This is a genomic window from Mycobacterium persicum (genome assembly GCF_002086675.1).
GTDB classification, from domain to species: domain Bacteria; phylum Actinomycetota; class Actinomycetes; order Mycobacteriales; family Mycobacteriaceae; genus Mycobacterium; species Mycobacterium persicum.
The window spans coordinates 23301-39181 of sequence record NZ_MVIF01000018.1 but is presented as its reverse complement, the minus strand read 5'-3'; the positions used below and the strand labels follow the sequence as shown (position 1 = coordinate 39181).

14 protein-coding genes and 1 pseudogene are annotated in these 15881 nt (G+C 67.3%); 7 read left to right on the top strand and 8 right to left on the bottom strand.

Going from position 1 to position 15881, the window contains the following annotated elements; translation table 11 throughout:
- Nucleotides 1–319 precede the first annotated feature (319 nt).
- Complete coding sequence (locus BST40_RS08575) at nucleotides 320–2530, top strand: PP2C family protein-serine/threonine phosphatase (RefSeq protein WP_240316423.1); 2211 nt, start codon at nucleotides 320–322, stop codon at nucleotides 2528–2530.
- A gap of 55 nt (nucleotides 2531–2585) precedes the next feature.
- Here the strand turns inward: BST40_RS08575 and BST40_RS08570 are convergent, their stop codons facing one another.
- Together BST40_RS08570 and BST40_RS08565 are read right to left on the bottom strand one after the other, a co-directional pair.
- Entirely contained in the window at nucleotides 2586–3857 is a 1272-nt protein-coding gene (locus tag BST40_RS08570; protein ID WP_075547931.1) for a ferritin-like domain-containing protein, read from the bottom strand.
- Nucleotides 3858–3875: 18 nt separating this feature from the next.
- Nucleotides 3876–4982 carry a ferredoxin--NADP reductase gene (locus BST40_RS08565; RefSeq protein ID WP_158083998.1) on the bottom strand — a complete coding sequence of 369 codons (1107 nt, stop codon included), beginning with the start codon at nucleotides 4980–4982 and terminating at the stop codon, nucleotides 3876–3878.
- 171 nt (nucleotides 4983–5153) lie between these two features.
- Between BST40_RS08565 and BST40_RS08560 the strand changes: the two genes are divergently transcribed.
- Nucleotides 5154–5783 carry a TetR/AcrR family transcriptional regulator gene (locus BST40_RS08560; RefSeq protein ID WP_158006359.1) on the top strand — a complete coding sequence of 210 codons (630 nt, stop codon included), beginning with the start codon at nucleotides 5154–5156 and terminating at the stop codon, nucleotides 5781–5783.
- A 23-nt stretch (nucleotides 5784–5806) separates the two neighbouring features.
- Here BST40_RS08560 and BST40_RS08555 read toward each other — a convergent pair whose 3' ends face one another.
- Both BST40_RS08555 and pncA read right to left on the bottom strand, forming a co-directional pair.
- The gene (locus BST40_RS08555; RefSeq protein WP_083154016.1) at nucleotides 5807–6613 is read right to left on the bottom strand and encodes a ketosteroid isomerase family protein; all 807 of its coding nucleotides are present in this window, start codon (nucleotides 6611–6613) and stop codon (nucleotides 5807–5809) included.
- Complete coding sequence (gene pncA, locus BST40_RS08550; protein WP_075547945.1) at nucleotides 6613–7173, bottom strand: pyrazinamidase PncA; 561 nt, start codon at nucleotides 7171–7173, stop codon at nucleotides 6613–6615. Before pncA ends, BST40_RS08555 begins: the two co-directional genes overlap by 1 nt.
- Before the next feature lie 95 nt (nucleotides 7174–7268).
- Between pncA and BST40_RS08545 the strand changes: the two genes are divergently transcribed.
- The gene (locus tag BST40_RS08545; RefSeq protein WP_075547934.1) at nucleotides 7269–8126 is read left to right on the top strand and encodes a DoxX family protein; all 858 of its coding nucleotides are present in this window, start codon (nucleotides 7269–7271) and stop codon (nucleotides 8124–8126) included.
- Here BST40_RS08545 and BST40_RS08540 read toward each other — a convergent pair.
- The 3 genes and pseudogenes from BST40_RS08540 to BST40_RS08530 all read right to left on the bottom strand — a co-directional run bounded on the left by BST40_RS08540 (nucleotide 8095) and on the right by BST40_RS08530 (nucleotide 12111).
- The gene (locus BST40_RS08540; RefSeq protein WP_240316424.1) at nucleotides 8095–8640 is read right to left on the bottom strand and encodes a gluconokinase; all 546 of its coding nucleotides are present in this window, start codon (nucleotides 8638–8640) and stop codon (nucleotides 8095–8097) included. The two genes, BST40_RS08545 and BST40_RS08540, sit on opposite strands and share 32 nt — an antisense overlap.
- Complete coding sequence (locus tag BST40_RS08535; protein ID WP_075549072.1) at nucleotides 8619–10604, bottom strand: DUF7064 domain-containing protein; 1986 nt, start codon at nucleotides 10602–10604, stop codon at nucleotides 8619–8621. Before BST40_RS08535 ends, BST40_RS08540 begins: the two co-directional genes overlap by 22 nt.
- Nucleotides 10605–10606: 2 nt before the next feature.
- Nucleotides 10607–12111: pseudogene (locus BST40_RS08530) on the bottom strand (carboxylesterase/lipase family protein).
- A gap of 78 nt (nucleotides 12112–12189) precedes the next feature.
- Here BST40_RS08530 and BST40_RS08525 point away from each other — a divergent pair.
- From BST40_RS08525 to merB, 4 genes are all read left to right on the top strand, one after another.
- The gene (locus tag BST40_RS08525) at nucleotides 12190–12888 is read left to right on the top strand and encodes a hypothetical protein (protein WP_075549074.1); all 699 of its coding nucleotides are present in this window, start codon (nucleotides 12190–12192) and stop codon (nucleotides 12886–12888) included.
- A 176-nt stretch (nucleotides 12889–13064) separates the two neighbouring features.
- Entirely contained in the window at nucleotides 13065–13484 is a 420-nt protein-coding gene (locus tag BST40_RS08520) for a heavy metal-responsive transcriptional regulator (RefSeq protein WP_083154013.1), read from the top strand.
- Nucleotides 13485–13490: 6 nt separating this feature from the next.
- Nucleotides 13491–13763 carry an alkylmercury lyase gene (locus BST40_RS08515; RefSeq protein WP_083154011.1) on the top strand — a complete coding sequence of 91 codons (273 nt, stop codon included), beginning with the start codon at nucleotides 13491–13493 and terminating at the stop codon, nucleotides 13761–13763.
- Nucleotides 13763–14422 (top strand): alkylmercury lyase family protein, encoded by a 660-nt coding sequence (merB, locus tag BST40_RS08510; RefSeq protein WP_075549077.1) that lies wholly within the window; start codon nucleotides 13763–13765, stop codon nucleotides 14420–14422. Before BST40_RS08515 ends, merB begins: the two co-directional genes overlap by 1 nt.
- A gap of 50 nt (nucleotides 14423–14472) precedes the next feature.
- On the opposite strand, the gene BST40_RS08505 is transcribed toward merB, so the two are convergent.
- Nucleotides 14473–15831 carry an HNH endonuclease signature motif containing protein gene (locus BST40_RS08505; RefSeq protein WP_083154010.1) on the bottom strand — a complete coding sequence of 453 codons (1359 nt, stop codon included), beginning with the start codon at nucleotides 15829–15831 and terminating at the stop codon, nucleotides 14473–14475.
- Nucleotides 15832–15881: the final 50 nt, after the last annotated feature.

Genomic DNA, 15881 nt, shown 5'->3' with positions numbered 1-15881 from the left:
ATTCCCGGCCCACCGATCCACACCGCCTTCGGCGCACCCTCGGCGGCATTGCGGCGCCGACGACAGGCCGGCGTGTTTGCTCAGAGATGCCCGCGGCGGCTGTTTTTCTTGTTGACGCGCCATCCGACGATGGCCGATGATTTGTCGGCAGTGCGGTTGGTTGGCTTAGCTGGGTAATCGGGGCCCGCGGCCAGCAGTGCGATCCGGACGACCGGCACAGGAGCGAAATGCGCGATAGCGCCAAGCACCGTCGCACCGATAACGCCCGCGGAACGGGCATCAGCAACCCCATCGGCTTCGCGGGAGGTTCACAGTGCCGGTGACTCCGCCGTCGCCGCCGGCTGGGCTCCGGCCACGCCCCCGACATCGCCTCGCCGACTGGTGGTCGATCGCGGGCCTATTCGGCGTGGTCGCGGTGCTCTACGGCGGTGGCGCGGAATTGGCGTGGCATTCGTCGGGCATCGCCGCGGTCGGAGCTTCGGCGGGCGCGGACTCGTGGCAGGCTTTCGGTCCCGCGGTGGGATTCGCGTTTTTCCCGCCCGCGGGCGTGACGGTGGCCGCGATGCTGCTGACCAATCGGGCGCGCTGGGCGGCGGTCGTCGCCGCGATCGTGGCCGCCGAGCTTGTGGTCGATGCGCACCACGGGATGGACATGTTGGCGGCTGCCGGGCTTGCCGCGGCCAACGCGATCGAGCCGTTGGTGGGTGCGTCGTTGGTCCGAGCATGGTGTGGGGGTGCGCCGGACCTGCGGCGGCGCACCGATCTTGCCCGCTATGTCGCCGGGGCATGTGTGTTGGGCCCGTTGGTCGGCGGGCTGCTGGGTGCGGTGGTCGGTGTGGCGTACGCGGGAATCTGGTGGCCAGGTGGCGTGGCGCGCTGGGTGGCCGCCGACGGGCTGGGTGCGTTGGTGGTCGGTGCACCGGCGCTTCTGTGGCCGCGCCAGCGCCAGCTCCTGGCTGCCCGGCGGGTGGAAACGACGCTGGTGGTCGTCCTTGCCGCCGCGTTGTCGGTGGCCGCATTTTCGATTCGTTCACCACCGGCGTTGTTACTGCTGCCCGTGCTGGCCTGGGCGGCGTTTCGGCTGGAGGTCATCGGCGCGGCCCTGGCCAGCGCGGTGTTGGCGGTCGCGGCCAACTACATGACCGCCGCCGGCCGGGGCGCGTTTGCCGCGGCGCCGCTGCCGGGGCCGGCCCGGCTGGCTGCCACACAGGGATTTATCGCGGTCATCATGTTGGTTTCCCTGCTGATCGGCCAAGAAGCCGCTGGACGGATCTCCGCGATCAGGCAGCGACAGGCCGAACAGCGCGAACGGACCCGCCTGGAATCGTTGGCGCGGCTGGGCGAGTCACTCGCGGCCGCGCTGACCCCCGAGGAGATCGGTCGGGCCACCTCCGTGGAGGTGCGCACGTATGCCGGGGTGCATGCTTTGGCGCTGGGACTGGTCAGCGACGACGGCAACACCCTGCATTGGATGCACATGGCCGGCGAGCTGCCGCCCATCGTGACGCAGTTTGCCGATGGCCTGCCGTTGACTCAGTCGTGCGCGGCCACCGACGCGATGGGCACCGGGATCCCGGTATTGATCCGCGACGAAGTTGAGTATCAGCGGCGTTACCCCGACACCGCGCACTGGACGATGGCGGCCGGCATTGCCTCGGTGGGTGTGTGGCCATTGACCGTCGGCCAAACCCGCATCGGCGTGTTGGAGCTGGTGTGGAGCCGGTCCCAGCCGCTGGACGCTACCCAGCGCTCGTTCGTCTCCGCGGTGGCGTCCATGGTCACCCAAGCACTGATCCGTGCCCGTGCCTACGCTGACGAGCACACCCGGGCGGCGGTGCTGCAGGCGGCCGTGCTGCCGGCGTGTCCGCCCGAGATCGCGGGCCTGGACCTGGCGGTGTGCTACCAGCCCGCCGATGTGACTCATGGCCTGGGCGGGGACTGGTGGGACGCGATGTCGCTGCCGAAGAACCGGACCTACCTGGCGGTCGGTGATGTGGTGGGCCATGGTCTGGCGGCGGTGGAGGACATGGCCCAGCTCCGCGCGGCCGGGCGAGCACTGGCGGTTCAGGGGCTGCCGCCGTCCCAGCTGCTTGCCGAACTGAACATCTTCACCGGCCATGCCAGCCACGGGAAGTTCGCCACCATGACGGTGGCGATCTTCGACCCCGGATCCGGCGTGCTGCATTACGGTTCCGCCGGTCATCCGCCGTCGCTGCTGCGCCGTTGCGGCACTGGCAAGGTCGTCCGGCTCGGCGGGGGGCGTGGACCGGTGTTAGGCCCGCGCCGTCACGCCGCCTACGAGCAGGACCAGGCGCTCATCGAAGCCGGCGACATCCTGGTGATGTACACCGACGGCCTGATCGACCGGCGTGGCCACGACATCGAAAAGGCGCTGGCCCAGGCTGAGCAACTCGTCACCGGCTGGCGGGCGCATACCTCGTTGCGCGAGGCGTGCCAGAGCCTCACCGCAGCTCTGGCGCCGCCGCCACGCGACGACGACGTGTGCGTACTTGCCGTCACATTCCGGTAGGACGCCTGTCGGTGACACGACGGTGACGGTCGAACAAGCGGCCCGACCCGATCCGTTATCCGACTCTCGAGGGCGCGGCCCCCGCCGCCAACTCCTGCAATTCGGCCGGCATCTCGTCGGCGTCGTAACCGGCGCCCGCGTCGACGGTCAGGTCGTCCTCGGTGAGCTGGGTGGCGTTTTTGCCGCCCAGATATTGGGTGAGCCCGGACTTTTCGTAATGGGTCTTGATCCGGTCGCTCATCAGCCCGATGTATTCGAGGTTGGGAATGAGCCGCTCGAACATGATGCTGCGGAACTTGACCATGCTGGGCGAATCCAGCATCTGTTGGTCCCAGACCCTGAGCGGCACCTTGTGGGAGAACCACTCTTCGTACACCTCGTGCATCAGGAACCGGTTGCGCATCAGCAGCGCCACCTCATAGACCCAGTCTTCGCGCTCGCGCCGCTCCTTTTCCGAGATGTTCTGGGTGATGTGGTCGCGCAACGCCAGCACGCCATAGTGCACGTGGCGGGCTTCGTCTTGGATCACCATCTTGAGCAGCTGTTTGAGCAGCGGCTCACGGGTCTGCTGGAAGATGGTGGTGAACGCGCCGAGCGCCAGGCCCTCGATCATGATCTGCATACCGAGAAACTTGAAATCCCAACGGCCGTCGGTCATCAGCTCGTCGATGAGGACGAAGAGGTTGTCGTTGACGGTGTAGATCTTCTCGAGCTTGGTGTCGAGGTAGCGCAGGAACACCTCGAGATGCCGGCCCTCGTCCATGACCTGGGTTGCTCCGTAGAGCTTCGCGTCGGTCCAATGCACGCACTCGGTCACCTGAGCCGAAGCGAACAGGGCGCCCTGCTCACCGTGCATGAACTGGCTGAGCAGCCACGCCGCGATGTCCCAGGTCAGTTGGCGCTCCTCCAGCGCCGTCAGCCGAACACCGAATCCCTCGATTTCCTTGAACGGCACGAAGCTGCGCGGCAGGATTTGCGCGTCGGGGTTGTCGGGGGTGACGTCGAGGTCCCACGGTAGGTCGGCGTCACCGTCCCACTGCTTGGACACCGCGCGACGATAGAGGTCATACATCTCGGCGAAGTCGCTTTGGTAATTGAGCCGAAAGTGCGCACTGTGGTGGGCAGGCATATCCACGTGATCGCCGCGCTTGCCTTTGCCCAGCACCAGTCCCCGTACCGCCGAAGGCGCCATGGAGACGGCAACTTTCGGGTTCTGCACCGACAGCATCAACCCGACACTGTCGAGGGTCTGGTGAATCTTGTTCTGCGCCTTGATCGGTAGCCCGCGCACCATCGATTCCACCGAAGTCTTCACAGTCGAAGTCATCTCCAACCTCCTGGGGTTTTAGGCGTCGAGGACGACGCTTTCTTGGGCGTAGGCCGAGCAGCTGAGGATGTAGCCAGCGGATCGTTCCTGGTCGCTCAAACAGTTCGGTTCGTCGACGGCCACCGCGCCGCTGATCACTTTGAGTTTGCATGCGGCGCAACCGCCGACGGTGCAGCTGAAGTTGAGCTTCAATCCGCTGCGCAGACCCGCCTCCAGAATCGTCTCGCCCGGCTGCTGGGTGACGGTGCGACCGGTCACGCGAAACTCCACATCGTGCGGTTCGGTCGGCAGCGTGCGGGTGTGATGGGGCGCCGCATAGAACCGCTCTCGATGGATGCGACCGGCGTCGACACCGCCGCGCGTCAGCGCGGCGGTGGTCACGTCCATCAATTCCGTTGGGCCGCGGAGGTATACCTGGGTGTCCGAGCCTGCCGCCAAGAGCGTGGCGGCACGTTCGCCGGTGAGCCGTCCGGCCTCTCCCGGCCACGCCGGCGCCGGCTGCGAGAGCACGTGCAACACCCGCAGCCGCGGATATGCGGCGGCCAACGCTGACAGTCGCCGCTCGAAGATGATCTCGCCTTGCCGCCGCGACGCGTACACCAGCGATATCTCGCGTTCCGCCGACTGTCGCAGTGCGGTTTCGATCATGCCGATCACCGGCGTGATCCCGCTGCCGGCGGCCAGGAACGCCAGTGGCACCGCGTGATTTTCGTCAATGTCGGGAAGCACGAAATCACCCGATGGGCCCAGCACCGTGTACTCGTATCCGGCAGCGACGTTGCGGTGCACGAAGCCTGACACGACGCCGCCGTCGATCGCCTTGACGGTGCAGGCCAGTCGATCGCCCTCAGGCGCGCTGATCGAATAGGCGCGCTTGACGGTCACGCCGTCGACGTCGAAGCAGTGCGTCAGGTACTGCCCGGCGCGGAACTCGACCGGCCGCCCGTCGGTGACCTCCAGCACCAGCGTCACCGCATCGTCGGTCTCGCGGATGACCTCGACAACCCGAACGGGTCGTCGCGCCGACGTCGTCTGGGATTGCCCCCATCGCCGCGACGGGCCGTTGGGCCGCGGCAGGACGACCGGATTGGGTTTCCTCGGGCGGAACAGGGTAACCCGCGGCATCGTGGGAAGGCTCGGCATCGGGTCCCCTGCCACAAAGTAGGAACTGGACGGTTCCGACAATGTTGACAGGTGTCACGTTTTGGCCGTAGGGCCGAAAGTCACTAATTCACACGGACGGCGCGAGCATCTCCAGGCAGCATGGGCAGCACGATGCTGTGTCAAGATGACTTCGTGATCCGCGTCGTGAGGCCATTTCGCGGCGTCAGCGCAGCGGAACGACGCGACCTGCGCCGAAATCAGTTGCTCGAGGGGTGCCTGGAAGTTGCCGGCACCGTCGGGATGGCGGCGACGACCATCGAGGCGGTCAGTCGGCAGGCCGGCCTGTCGAAGCGGTACTTCTATGAAAGCTTCCGGACCCGCGACGAGCTGTTCGTGACCCTGGCGCAGGGTCTGCTCGCCGAAATCAGCAGCGGCGTTCTCGATTCGATGACAGATTCCGCCACGGAGCTGATAGATCGCGCGCGGATGGGTATCGGTCGGGTGATCACGGTGCTGACCGATGATCCCCGCAAGGCGCGGTTGTTCACCGAGCTGATCGGCAGCGAGCTGCTCAAAGACACCGTCGGCGGGGCCGAGCACGAACTCGCCGAGCTGCTTACCCAGCTGCTGCTCGCCGGGACCGGCAGCGACCAGAGCCAATACCATCGGCTGCGGCTCGCCACACTGGTGATCGTGGCCGGCACCGCGAAGGCCGTCACCAGTTGGCTCGACGGAAAGCTGACCGTGTCCCGAAACGACCTCATCGAGGAGGTCGCCCAGATGTCGGTCGCCGCGGCGCACACCGTGCGCAGCGATCTGTGACCGCTACCGTCGCCCCCACCGAATCACGCCGGGAAGTAACGGATCCGGTTGATCAGATTCCCGCGCCATCCGCGCCACGGCAGTTCGGCGAACATGATCCCGCGCCCATGATCGGATGCCAGCGACACCGTGACCGTTGATCCGGCGCCGTTGATCTTCGTCCAGCTGACCCCACGGAGCTGTTGTGCTAGTTCGGCCGGGTCCAGTACCTCGTCATCACCCAAAGTCATTGCCGCAGTAGGCGACAGCGCACGCCCAGCGGCGTAGGTGTCACCGCGCCCGACCGCGTCGAGAAATGTCGTCACCAGTTTCTGGCGACGTGCGCCCGCCCGGCGGAATCCGGCCAGGAAGCCGCCGGTGCCGCGCAGGCCCTGATTGCCCAACAGCCCCTGCGACAGCTTCAACGCCGGCGACATCGCCGGCGTTCCGCTCCGCAGGAACTGCAGCATCATCGCCGGCAAGTCCCAGTACGCCCGCAGAACGGCAATCTTCCAGTCGCCGTTGACCTTTCGCAGGTCGTAGCGCAAGAAGGCGGGAACGAACATCGTCACCGCGGGTGCCATCTCCACCTCGAGTTCGACGTCGCGCAGGACGACCGGGGCGGAGACGATGTCGAGGTCTCGGTGGAACTTGATATCTCGCGGACCGATGAAAGTGTCGAAGAAGCGGCCGATCTGCTCGTGGCCCACGTGCGGCTGCGAGCCCACCGGGTCTTGGACCCGGCCGTCGCCGGTGAACAGCCCTACCCAGCCGGCGCGGTCGTGCGCTGCGGCGGCCCGCGGCGACCGCTCGACAGCGGCCAGGAGATCGTCGCGATCCGGCAGCGCCATCAGCGGGTCCGGATCAATGCGATGCCGGCGGTGCGCAGCTGCGTCAGCGCCTCGTCGGTGGTGTCGGCCGACGCTCCCGCGGTCAGGTCGACCAACACCCGAGTCGCGAAGCCGGCGCGGTCCATGTCCTCGGCGGTGCACCGCACGCAATGATCAGTGGCGACGCCGACCACGTCGACCTCGTCGATCCCGCGTTGCCGCAGCCAATCCACCAGGGTGGTGCCGTGCTCGTCGACACCCTCGGCCCCGCTGTAGGCGGCGCCGTAGGCACCCTTGCGGAAGACGGCCTCGAGTTGGCCGGTGTCGAGGTCGGGATGGATGTCGGCGCCGCGGCTTCCGGCGCGGCAGTGCGCTGGCCACGACGAGCAATAGTCCGGCCGGTCGGAGAAGTGGTCGCCAGGATCGATGTGGAAATCCTCGGTGGCCACCACGTGACGGTAACCGGGCCGGCCGGCCAGATAGTCATTGATCGCCCGGGCCAATCGGTCGGCGCCCGCCACCGGCACCGAGCCGCCTTCGCAGAAATCGTTCTGCAGGTCGACGATGATCAGTGCTCGCACGTTGTCCACCCTAATCCCAGCGGTTGCGGGCTGCTTGGGGCTGCGGCGACGGCCCGGCCGGTTTGCCGGCACCCGGACCGGGGAATACCCCGCCCATGTTGATTCGCAGAATCGCCCGACCCATGCTGTCAGCGGCGTTCATCGGCCAGGGAGTGGAGTCGCTGCTCAACCCGAAACCCGCGGCGGAAGCCGCCCAGCCCACCGTGAGCGGATTGCGGACGCTGCCCGATCCCGTCGGCAGCAGCATTCCCTCCAATGCCGAGACGTTCGCTCAGATCAACGCGGCCGTCCAGATCGGGGGTGGCGTGCTGCTGGCCACCGGCCGGCTACCTCGTTTCGCCTCGGCGGCGCTGGCGCTGACCGTGATTCCGGGCAACCTTGGCGCCCATATGTTTTGGAGCGAACCCGATCCGGCGGTCAAGGCGCAGAAGCGGCGCGAATTCCTGACCGACCTGAGCCTGCTGGGCGGGTTGATCATCGCCTCGGCGGACACCGCGGGCAAGCCGTCGTTGGCGTGGCGCGGCCGGCGCGCGGCGAGCCGCCTCTCCGAGGCGGTGTCCTCGACGTTGCCGGGATCCGACGACACCGTACTGGGCACTGAGCTAGGAGAGCTCGGCGACAAGATCGTGCACGGCCTGAAGGCCGGAGCCGAGCGTGGCCGGGAGCTGGCCGAGACAGCCGCCGAAAAGAGCGCGCCCTACGCCGAAGCCGCCCTGGAACGCGGCCGCCATCTGGCCGGTACCGCGGCCGAAAAAGGAGCGCCGCTGGCCGAGGCGGCGCGCGCCCGGGGCGAAAAGCTGGCCAGCAAGGCCCGGCAGCGCCGCCTGGAACTCGCCGATACCGTGCGTCACCAGGGTTCCCAGCTCGCCGACACGGCGGTGGCACGCGGCAGCGATCTGGCCGACACCGCACGTGAGCAGGTCAAGCGCCAGGGTAAGCGCCGCCGGAGCTAGCCAGGAAGCGCTCGACGATCGCATCGACGTCCTGACTTAGATCCACGACGACACCCGACTCGTCGCCGGCGAGCGGCTCCAGCGTGTCCAGCTGCGAGCGCAGCAGCGCAGCCGGCATGAAGTGCTCGGTTCGGCCGGCCAGCCGCCGGGCGATCAGTTCCGCCGAGCCGCTCAGATGCAGAAATCGCAGCTGCGGGCAATGCGCTCGCAATTGATCGCGGTGGCTCCGTTTGAGCGCCGAACAGCTGACCACGCCGCCGTCCCGGTGGGCGGCCAGCCACTCCCCCACCCGTCGCAGCCAGGGGTAGCGATCGTCGTCGTCCAGCGGTTGGCCGGTGGCCATCTTGGCGACATTTGCCGGTGGATGCAGCGTGTCGGCATCCAGGAACGGCATGCCCAGCCGCCGGGCGAGGGCAGCGCCCACCGTCGACTTGCCGGACCCGGAAACACCCATCACCACAATGGGACAACGCATCGACGCGCGCGCCGTGGTCATGCCTGGTTGCGATTCCATTCCAGCCAGCCCACACCGCTGCGGCCGTCGGCGGTGCTGACAGCGGCCCAGGCGCGCGGGAATTGGCTTACCCGCCCGTCGACGGCCACCAGCCGCACCGGTGCGTGCGCGCGTACCTCGACGTCCACGGTCAGCTCACCGGGATCTAGGCTTAGTATCGCGCGCAGTGGTAAACCGTTGGGGCCGAAGCTATCTTGAATGCTCACCGTCTGCAGCTCGGTAAGTAGCCCGTCAGCGTCCTGAACGTAGCCGACACTGAAGGCCGGTGCGCCCGGGATTTGGATTCGGACACCGTGCAGGTGGGTGCCGTCGTCGAGGTGCACGGCACTCCACATCCAGTCCATGCCCCACCAATCGCGCACGCCCCAGGAGTGGTCGCGTTGCCCGGGAACGGAGTCGAAGCGGTAGCCGGTCCCATCGACGGTGACGGTTCCCGATACGGTGCAAGGGATTTCGTAGCGCGACGTCATTCGATACCGATAAGGACGGCCGTCGGTGGTCCACACCAGGCGCATCGTGACCTCGACCGGATCTCCGGGCTCCCCGCGCAACAATGCCGCGGGGTCGGCATATGCCTGACCGCGCGCCTGCAGGTCGACGCGATACGTCTGCAGCGGTGCGCCGACGGCGTGACCCAGCTCGATGGCGTCGGTGCGCACCGTCCACGGGTCGTCGGGCAGCGAGACATCGACGTCGACGACGGCCACGGTCGGCATGTCGGGTCCGCATAGCAGCGCATGCACCCATGCGGTGTGCTGATCGGCTATCCGGCCGAGACGGAACCAGCCGCCCAATCCCTGTGGCGCGTCGACGAAGTCGGCGTACCAGCTCTCGCTCCACAGCGGTTCGTCGGTCGGTGGGTGGGCGAGTTCGTCGTCGTCCGAAGGCCGCAGCGGCTCGGGTCGCTCGGCGGCCGGCAGTGTTGCCAACGCGTCGGTGTCCAGCACGTGGTCGCAATGGCGTTGCAGCATCGTCATGAACAACCGGTCACCCCGCTCGGTGCGCTCCACCAGCATCGACGACACGATTGCCATCATGACGCCGAAAAAGCTCTGGCCACGGACACCTTCGGCAACCTCGGTCAGGCTGATCGGCGGCTCGGGCCCCAGCGCTTGGTGATAAGTCCGCAGCAGGTCCTGGTAATGGGCCCGGCGATCTGGCGTCGGTAGCGCACAGCCCAGGAAGTACGCCAGATCGGTCATCGCCGGACCCCAGGAGACGGTCTGCCAGTCGACGACCGTCAACGCCCGGTCGGCTCCGGCTTCGCCGAAAAGCAGGTTGTCCAAACGGTAGTCGCCGTGTACGAGTCCCTGGATGGCGCCTTGAGCGCCTTGTTGGTAGCCGTCGAAAGCGGCGACCAGCCGGTCGCACACGTCCCGGCATCGGGGCGCGATCTGGTCGCCGTAACGCTCGACGAAGCTGCCGTAGAGCGAAGCGATCATCGCCTGATTCAGCGGGGCGTCACGGTTAAGCCACGGCGCGTCGGCCAGCGTCGCGTCGCCGAGCGCCGGCCCGTGCAGCCGTCCCAGCTCCGCGACCGCAAGCCGGGCTTGTTCCATTGTGGCGCCGGCGATTTCGTCGCCGACCACGGCCGGCCCAGCGTCGCCGAGCAGCAGGTCGAATGCGCCGGTCGACACGTCTACCGCCGCGTGGTAACAGGGGGCGACCGGACCATCGAGCCGTGGCGCGATGTCGCGGTAGAACCGGACCTCACGTTGGTAGAGGCCCAACGTGCGGCCGGTCTGCCGGCTCATCGGGTCGGTGGCCGCGACCTTGAGGACTACCGATGGTGGGCCGCCGGCCGCGGCGTACGTCGGCACGACGCGGTAGCACTCGCTCATCTGTCCGGTGCCGATGCGCTCGACGGTGAAACCGGTGACAGTGCCGGCACCGAGCGCCCCGCTCAGCCACGACGCTGTCAGATCGTCGGGTCGTTCGATGACGCGCTCGTTATCGGGATCCATGGTCACTGCACCAGCGAAAAGCCGTCCCAGACCAACCGGCGGTGCTGGTGCGGATCGAACTCGACGCGACACTTGCGGTCGATCACCAGCACGGCTCGCTCGGCGTGCGTATAGGCGGGCCAGTCGTCGCCCGGCACACCGGTCTGGCTGAAAGACCGCCAGCGCCTGATGACGTCGTCACTGACCCGCAGTGCATGTCTGCGGTCGGCGGCAGCGGTCAGCAACGCACCGAACGTGGTCCGGTAGATATCGAAGACGGCAAGCAGTTCGGTCGCGTGGGTAGCCCCGAAACCGGACCAGCGCAGAGCCCGCGGGGCGTAGTCGTAGCGGTAAAGATAGGTGGGGGCGTGCGCGCCGTGCGCCTCGGCGATCTGCCAGGCGGCCGCGTTGAACGCGAAATCCCCGCCAAGTTGGATGCATGCCGACGGCTTGGGGTAATCCGGGTAGGCCGCGGTAATGCGTTGCCGGGTAGCCGGTTCCGCGTCGGCCAGTAGTTCGTCGATCATCGCCTTGTTGGTTGGCAGCATCTTGAGAAAGCGGGTGAACAACCGGCCCTCTTCGGCGTTGGTGCCCACGATCAGCGGCACCTGATGCGATTGCCCGGACCGCATCGCCTCGACGGGATCGACGGGCAGGCAGTCGTCGCCGAAGGTAGGGCCGATCGGGAAGGCGCCCAACCGTTTCTGCATGCCCTGCTCGATCAGGCGGTGCTGGGCTTGGACCAGCTGAGCCGGGGTCGCCCGGAGCAGCGCGCTGGCGGCATCGCGCGGGCGTGCCCCCAGCAGATCGGCAAAGCGTGCCGCGAACTCAGCGGCCAGCTCGCGGGGACGCACCATGCCCGCCGCCGGACTTTCCGAAATCGCCTGCCCAAAAAGGCCTTTCGCGGCTGGCACGGCCAGCAATGTGGCCGTGATGTGAGCGCCGGCGCTTCCCCGAAGATGGTGACGTTGTCGGGGTCACCACCGAACTGGGCGATGTTGTCCCGGACCCATCGCAACGCCAGCACCAAATCGCGCAGGTACAGGTTGCCGTCGATGGTGATGTCGGCCGTCGACAGCGACGACAGGTCCAGACAGCCCAGCGCACCCAACCGGTAGTTGACCGACACGTAGACGCAGCCCCGCCGCGCCAGCGCGGCGCCGTCGTAGAGCGGGGTGGCCGAGCTGCCCAGGATGTAGCCGCCGCCGTGAATGAAGACCATCACCGGAAGCGGTTCGGTTGCGGGGGCTTCGGGCGTGACGACGTTGAGGGTCAGACAGTCCTCGCTCATCGGCTGGTACTTGCCAACGCCGAGCATCGTGTAGCGACGCTGCTGGGGCGCGCAGTTGGTGAACCCGTGGCAGTGCCGCACACCGGACCAGGGCTGCGCCGGCTGCGGCGCCCGGAAGCGCAGCGGCCCCACCGGCGGCTTGGCGTAGGGGATGGATCGCCAGCGGTGCACGCCGTCGCGGGTGAAGCCCTCGACGATACCGGTGACCGTGCGTGCGCGGACGGTGCGCTCGTGCATAACCCGACGTTAGCGGATTCGCCGGGCACACCGGACGGGCAGCACCTTGAGCCACGCCGAGGCCGCTAGCCTGAATCGATGCGGATCGCGATGCTGGTCGCAGTGCCATTGCTGGTCGCCGGGTGCTCGCACGACATCGGCGGCCGGCCGGGGCAATCGCCAACCAGCACGCCGGCCGGCGCCGTGACGTCGGCGTCGTCGTCGGCGTCGGCGTCGTCGCCGACGAGCAAACCGGCGGCCGGGTCCGCCGCACCGGCGGCCGGCGCCCCGATCTCGGCCGTCATCGCCTGGATCGAAGCAGGCAGGCCGGCCGATCCAGTGCGCTATCACAGCGTGAGCCGCGACGGTGTCACCACCGAGCTGGGCGGCGACATTGCGTTTGCCACCCAGTCCGGCAAAGCGTCGTGTCTGACCGACTCCAAACACACCGGCAGCGCGCTGGTGTGTCTGGTCAGCCTGACCAATCCCCCGCCCGCTCCCGCCACGGCCTACGGCGACTGGAAGGGCGGCTGGGTCGACTTCGACGGGGTGAAATTGCAGGTCGGAGCGTCCCGCGGTGACCCCGGGCCGTTCGTCAACGGCAACGGACCCGAGTTGGCCGACGGGGACTCATTGTCCTTCGGCGACTACCGCTGCCGCGCCGGCCAAGCCGGGCTGTTCTGCGTGAACTACGCCCACCAGTCCGCGGTGCGGCTCAGCGCCGGCGGCGTCGAGCCGTTCGGTTGCCTGCGCCCGGTGCCGCCGCCCGACGGGGTGGGAACGGCGTTCAGCTGCTGAGGTCCTCCACTGCCGGGCGGTTCTGCGTTGCGCCGCGACGATGCCGATATGAATTCGGTACAGACCCCGATTCACCGTCGGCCGCCCGGTGGTACCGCGGCGATCTTCTTCCAGGGCTATCGGCATGTCGTCGCCGGCTTGACTATGTAGTTGAGTACAAGGTTCATGCTTGAGAGGTGAGAACCAGCGAGGTCGCCAGGCAGACGCAGGTCAACGTTCAAACGCTGCGCTACTACGAACGCCGCGGTTTGCTGCCCGAACCCCGGCGGACCCCATCGGGTTACCGGACCTACACGCCGGACGCGGTGCGGGTTGTGCGGTTCGTCAAGCATGCACAGCGGCTTGGATTCACCCTCGATGACATCAAGGATCTGTTGTCTCTGGCCGAGGGCGGTCTCAACTCGTGCGACGAAGCGAGGGCGTTGGCCCGCGCCCGGCTCGCCGAGCTGCAGCAGCGCATCGAGCAACTCGCGGCTATGCGCGATGCGCTCGACCGACTGACCGCGACCTGTGATCGGCACCCCGCCAAACCGGATTGCCCGATCTTGCATGACATCGAAACAGCCGCCGCCACAACGTCGACCGCTGCGGACTGAACCACTATGCGGATTGAGCTACTCATCTCTCCGGGATGCCCCAATGCCGCCGCCGCCAGGGCGACGATCACCGAATGCCTGGCATGGTTGGGCATCGACATGCCGATAATCGACCGTGTCGGTAGCTATCCGTCACCGACGGTCCTGGTCGACGGGGTTGACGTGATGCGACCCGAGGCCGGACCAGCTATCGGCAGTGCGTGCAGACTCGACTTACCCACGCCGTCGCGGGTTTTCGACGCATTGCGGGCCAACGCGCCCACGACGACGGAATCCTGATGGCCGACCGGTTCGCGAATACGCCCGAGTCGCCGGCTACCGCCGCCCAGCACCTCCCACCGGTGATCCGGGAACTACACCGAGCTGTACTGCGCCGCTTCCTCGACCATGGCCGATGTCACCGTGACGACCTACGCATGACAGCCACTGCGCTGGGCGTCGAACTCGACGACGCGTTGTACCGACTGGAATCCGACGACCTGGTGCACACCGCGGCTGACGGAGACATCGAGGTCGCCTACCCCTTCTCGGGTAGGCCCACCACGCATACCGCCCATCTGACCGGGCGCCCTCCGGTCGCAGCGATGTGCGCCATCGACGCGCTCGGTATCCCGCTGATGAGCGGAAGCGACGGCGTCATCTACTCCGCCGATCCCGTCAGCCAAACGCGGATACAGATTCGACGCCACGGTAGCGACTGGATATGGCAACCTTCCTCCGCCGTGGTAGTGATCAGCCGAACCGATTGCCCCGGAACCCTGGCCGACACTGCATGCGAGTCGATTGCCTTCCACACCACAGCGCAGGACGCGCAAGCACATCTCGACAGCCATCCCGAACTTCGTGGTGTCGTCCTCGGCCAGGCCGACGCGATCGCCGTCGCCGCCAGCGTATTCGGATCCCTGCTCGCAGCTGACCGAACCACGTCGTCCGGCTAGGGCGTGACGCGAGCAAACTGCTGGGCACCATGCGGATTGGGCCAACCACCCTAGAACCCGTCGTCGGCATCGTCGGTGAGCGACTTCTCGGGATGGTGGAAGCCATTGGTTCGCGGCTGCCCGTGGTCCAGGTGCGGCGGCGGAATCCATTCGGTGTCGCCGTGGCTGTTTTTTCGGGTGCCCCAGCCTTTGTCGAGGAGTCTGTGGTGCGCGCCGCAGGCGAAGGTAAGGTCGTCGATATCGGTGCGATGGATGCCGGCCCACTCCCGCACATGATGGACCTCGCATCGATAACCCGGCACGTCGCAGCCCGGCGCTGAGCACCCACGATCCTTGGTGTACAAGACAATTCGCTGCCCCGGCGAAGCCAGGCGTTTGGTGTGATACAGAGCCAGGGCTTTGCCGTCGTCGAAGATCGCGAGGTAATGATTCGAGTGGCGGGCTAGGCGGATCACATCTGACATCGGCAGCAGGGTGCCACCGCCAGTGAGGGCCTTACCCGATGCCGATTCCAGTTCTTTGAGCGTGGTAGACACGATGATGCTGGCCGGTAACCCGTTGTGCTGACCCAGTTTCCCGCTGGCCAGCCGGGCACGCAACGCGGCGTTGAGGCCGTCGTGGTTGCGCTGGCTTTCCGAGCGGGTGTCGCGCTGCGCCACGTCTTGGGGCGGCGGTCCGTCGACCACCGGACTCTCGTCCTGCGGGTTGCACATGCCAGGAGCGGCCAGCTTGGCCAGCACAGCGTCCAGCCCGGCTCGCGCTTCCGGGGTCAGCCAACCACTGAGCCGCGACATTCCATCCAACCCCTGCTTGCCCAAGGTCAATCCGCGGCGGCGGGCCCGGTCCTCATCGGTGAAGGTGCCATCGGGATTGAGGCAGTCCATCAGCCGCTGCGCCAGCTTCCCCAACTGGTCGGGGCGAAACCGGGTGGCCAGCCGGGCCAGATGGGCTTCGGATTTCTCCCGAGTCTCGATGTCCACCTCAACCGGCAGGTGACGAACGAAGTCGCGGATCACCCGCACATGCGCCTCGCCGAGGTGCCCGGCGCGCTGAGCGGCAGCGGTGGCGCTCAATTGCGGCGCCAACGGCTCGCCGGTCAGGGCGCGGCGCTCACCGAGCTCGGTGGCCTCGCCTACCCGCCGGCTGGCCTCAGCACGCGTGATCCGCAACCGGCTGGCCAACGCCGAAGGCAGCCTGCCGCCCAACTCCTCCTCGCTGGACTGCTCGGCGATCTGATTGATCAGGGCATGTTCGATGCTCGGCAGCTGGCGCCGAACGGTTTCGCAGCGCTCCAGCAGGGCCATGCGTTCAGGGGTGGTCAAGGCGTCGAAGGACAGGTCCTGCAGCCGTGACACAGCCGCCTGCAGCGCGTCGAACGACGCCACCACCGACTCCCGATTCGAACCCATGTTCGAATGCTATCGCGGCGCACCGACAAGAACCCGCCTCCGTCAGAGTC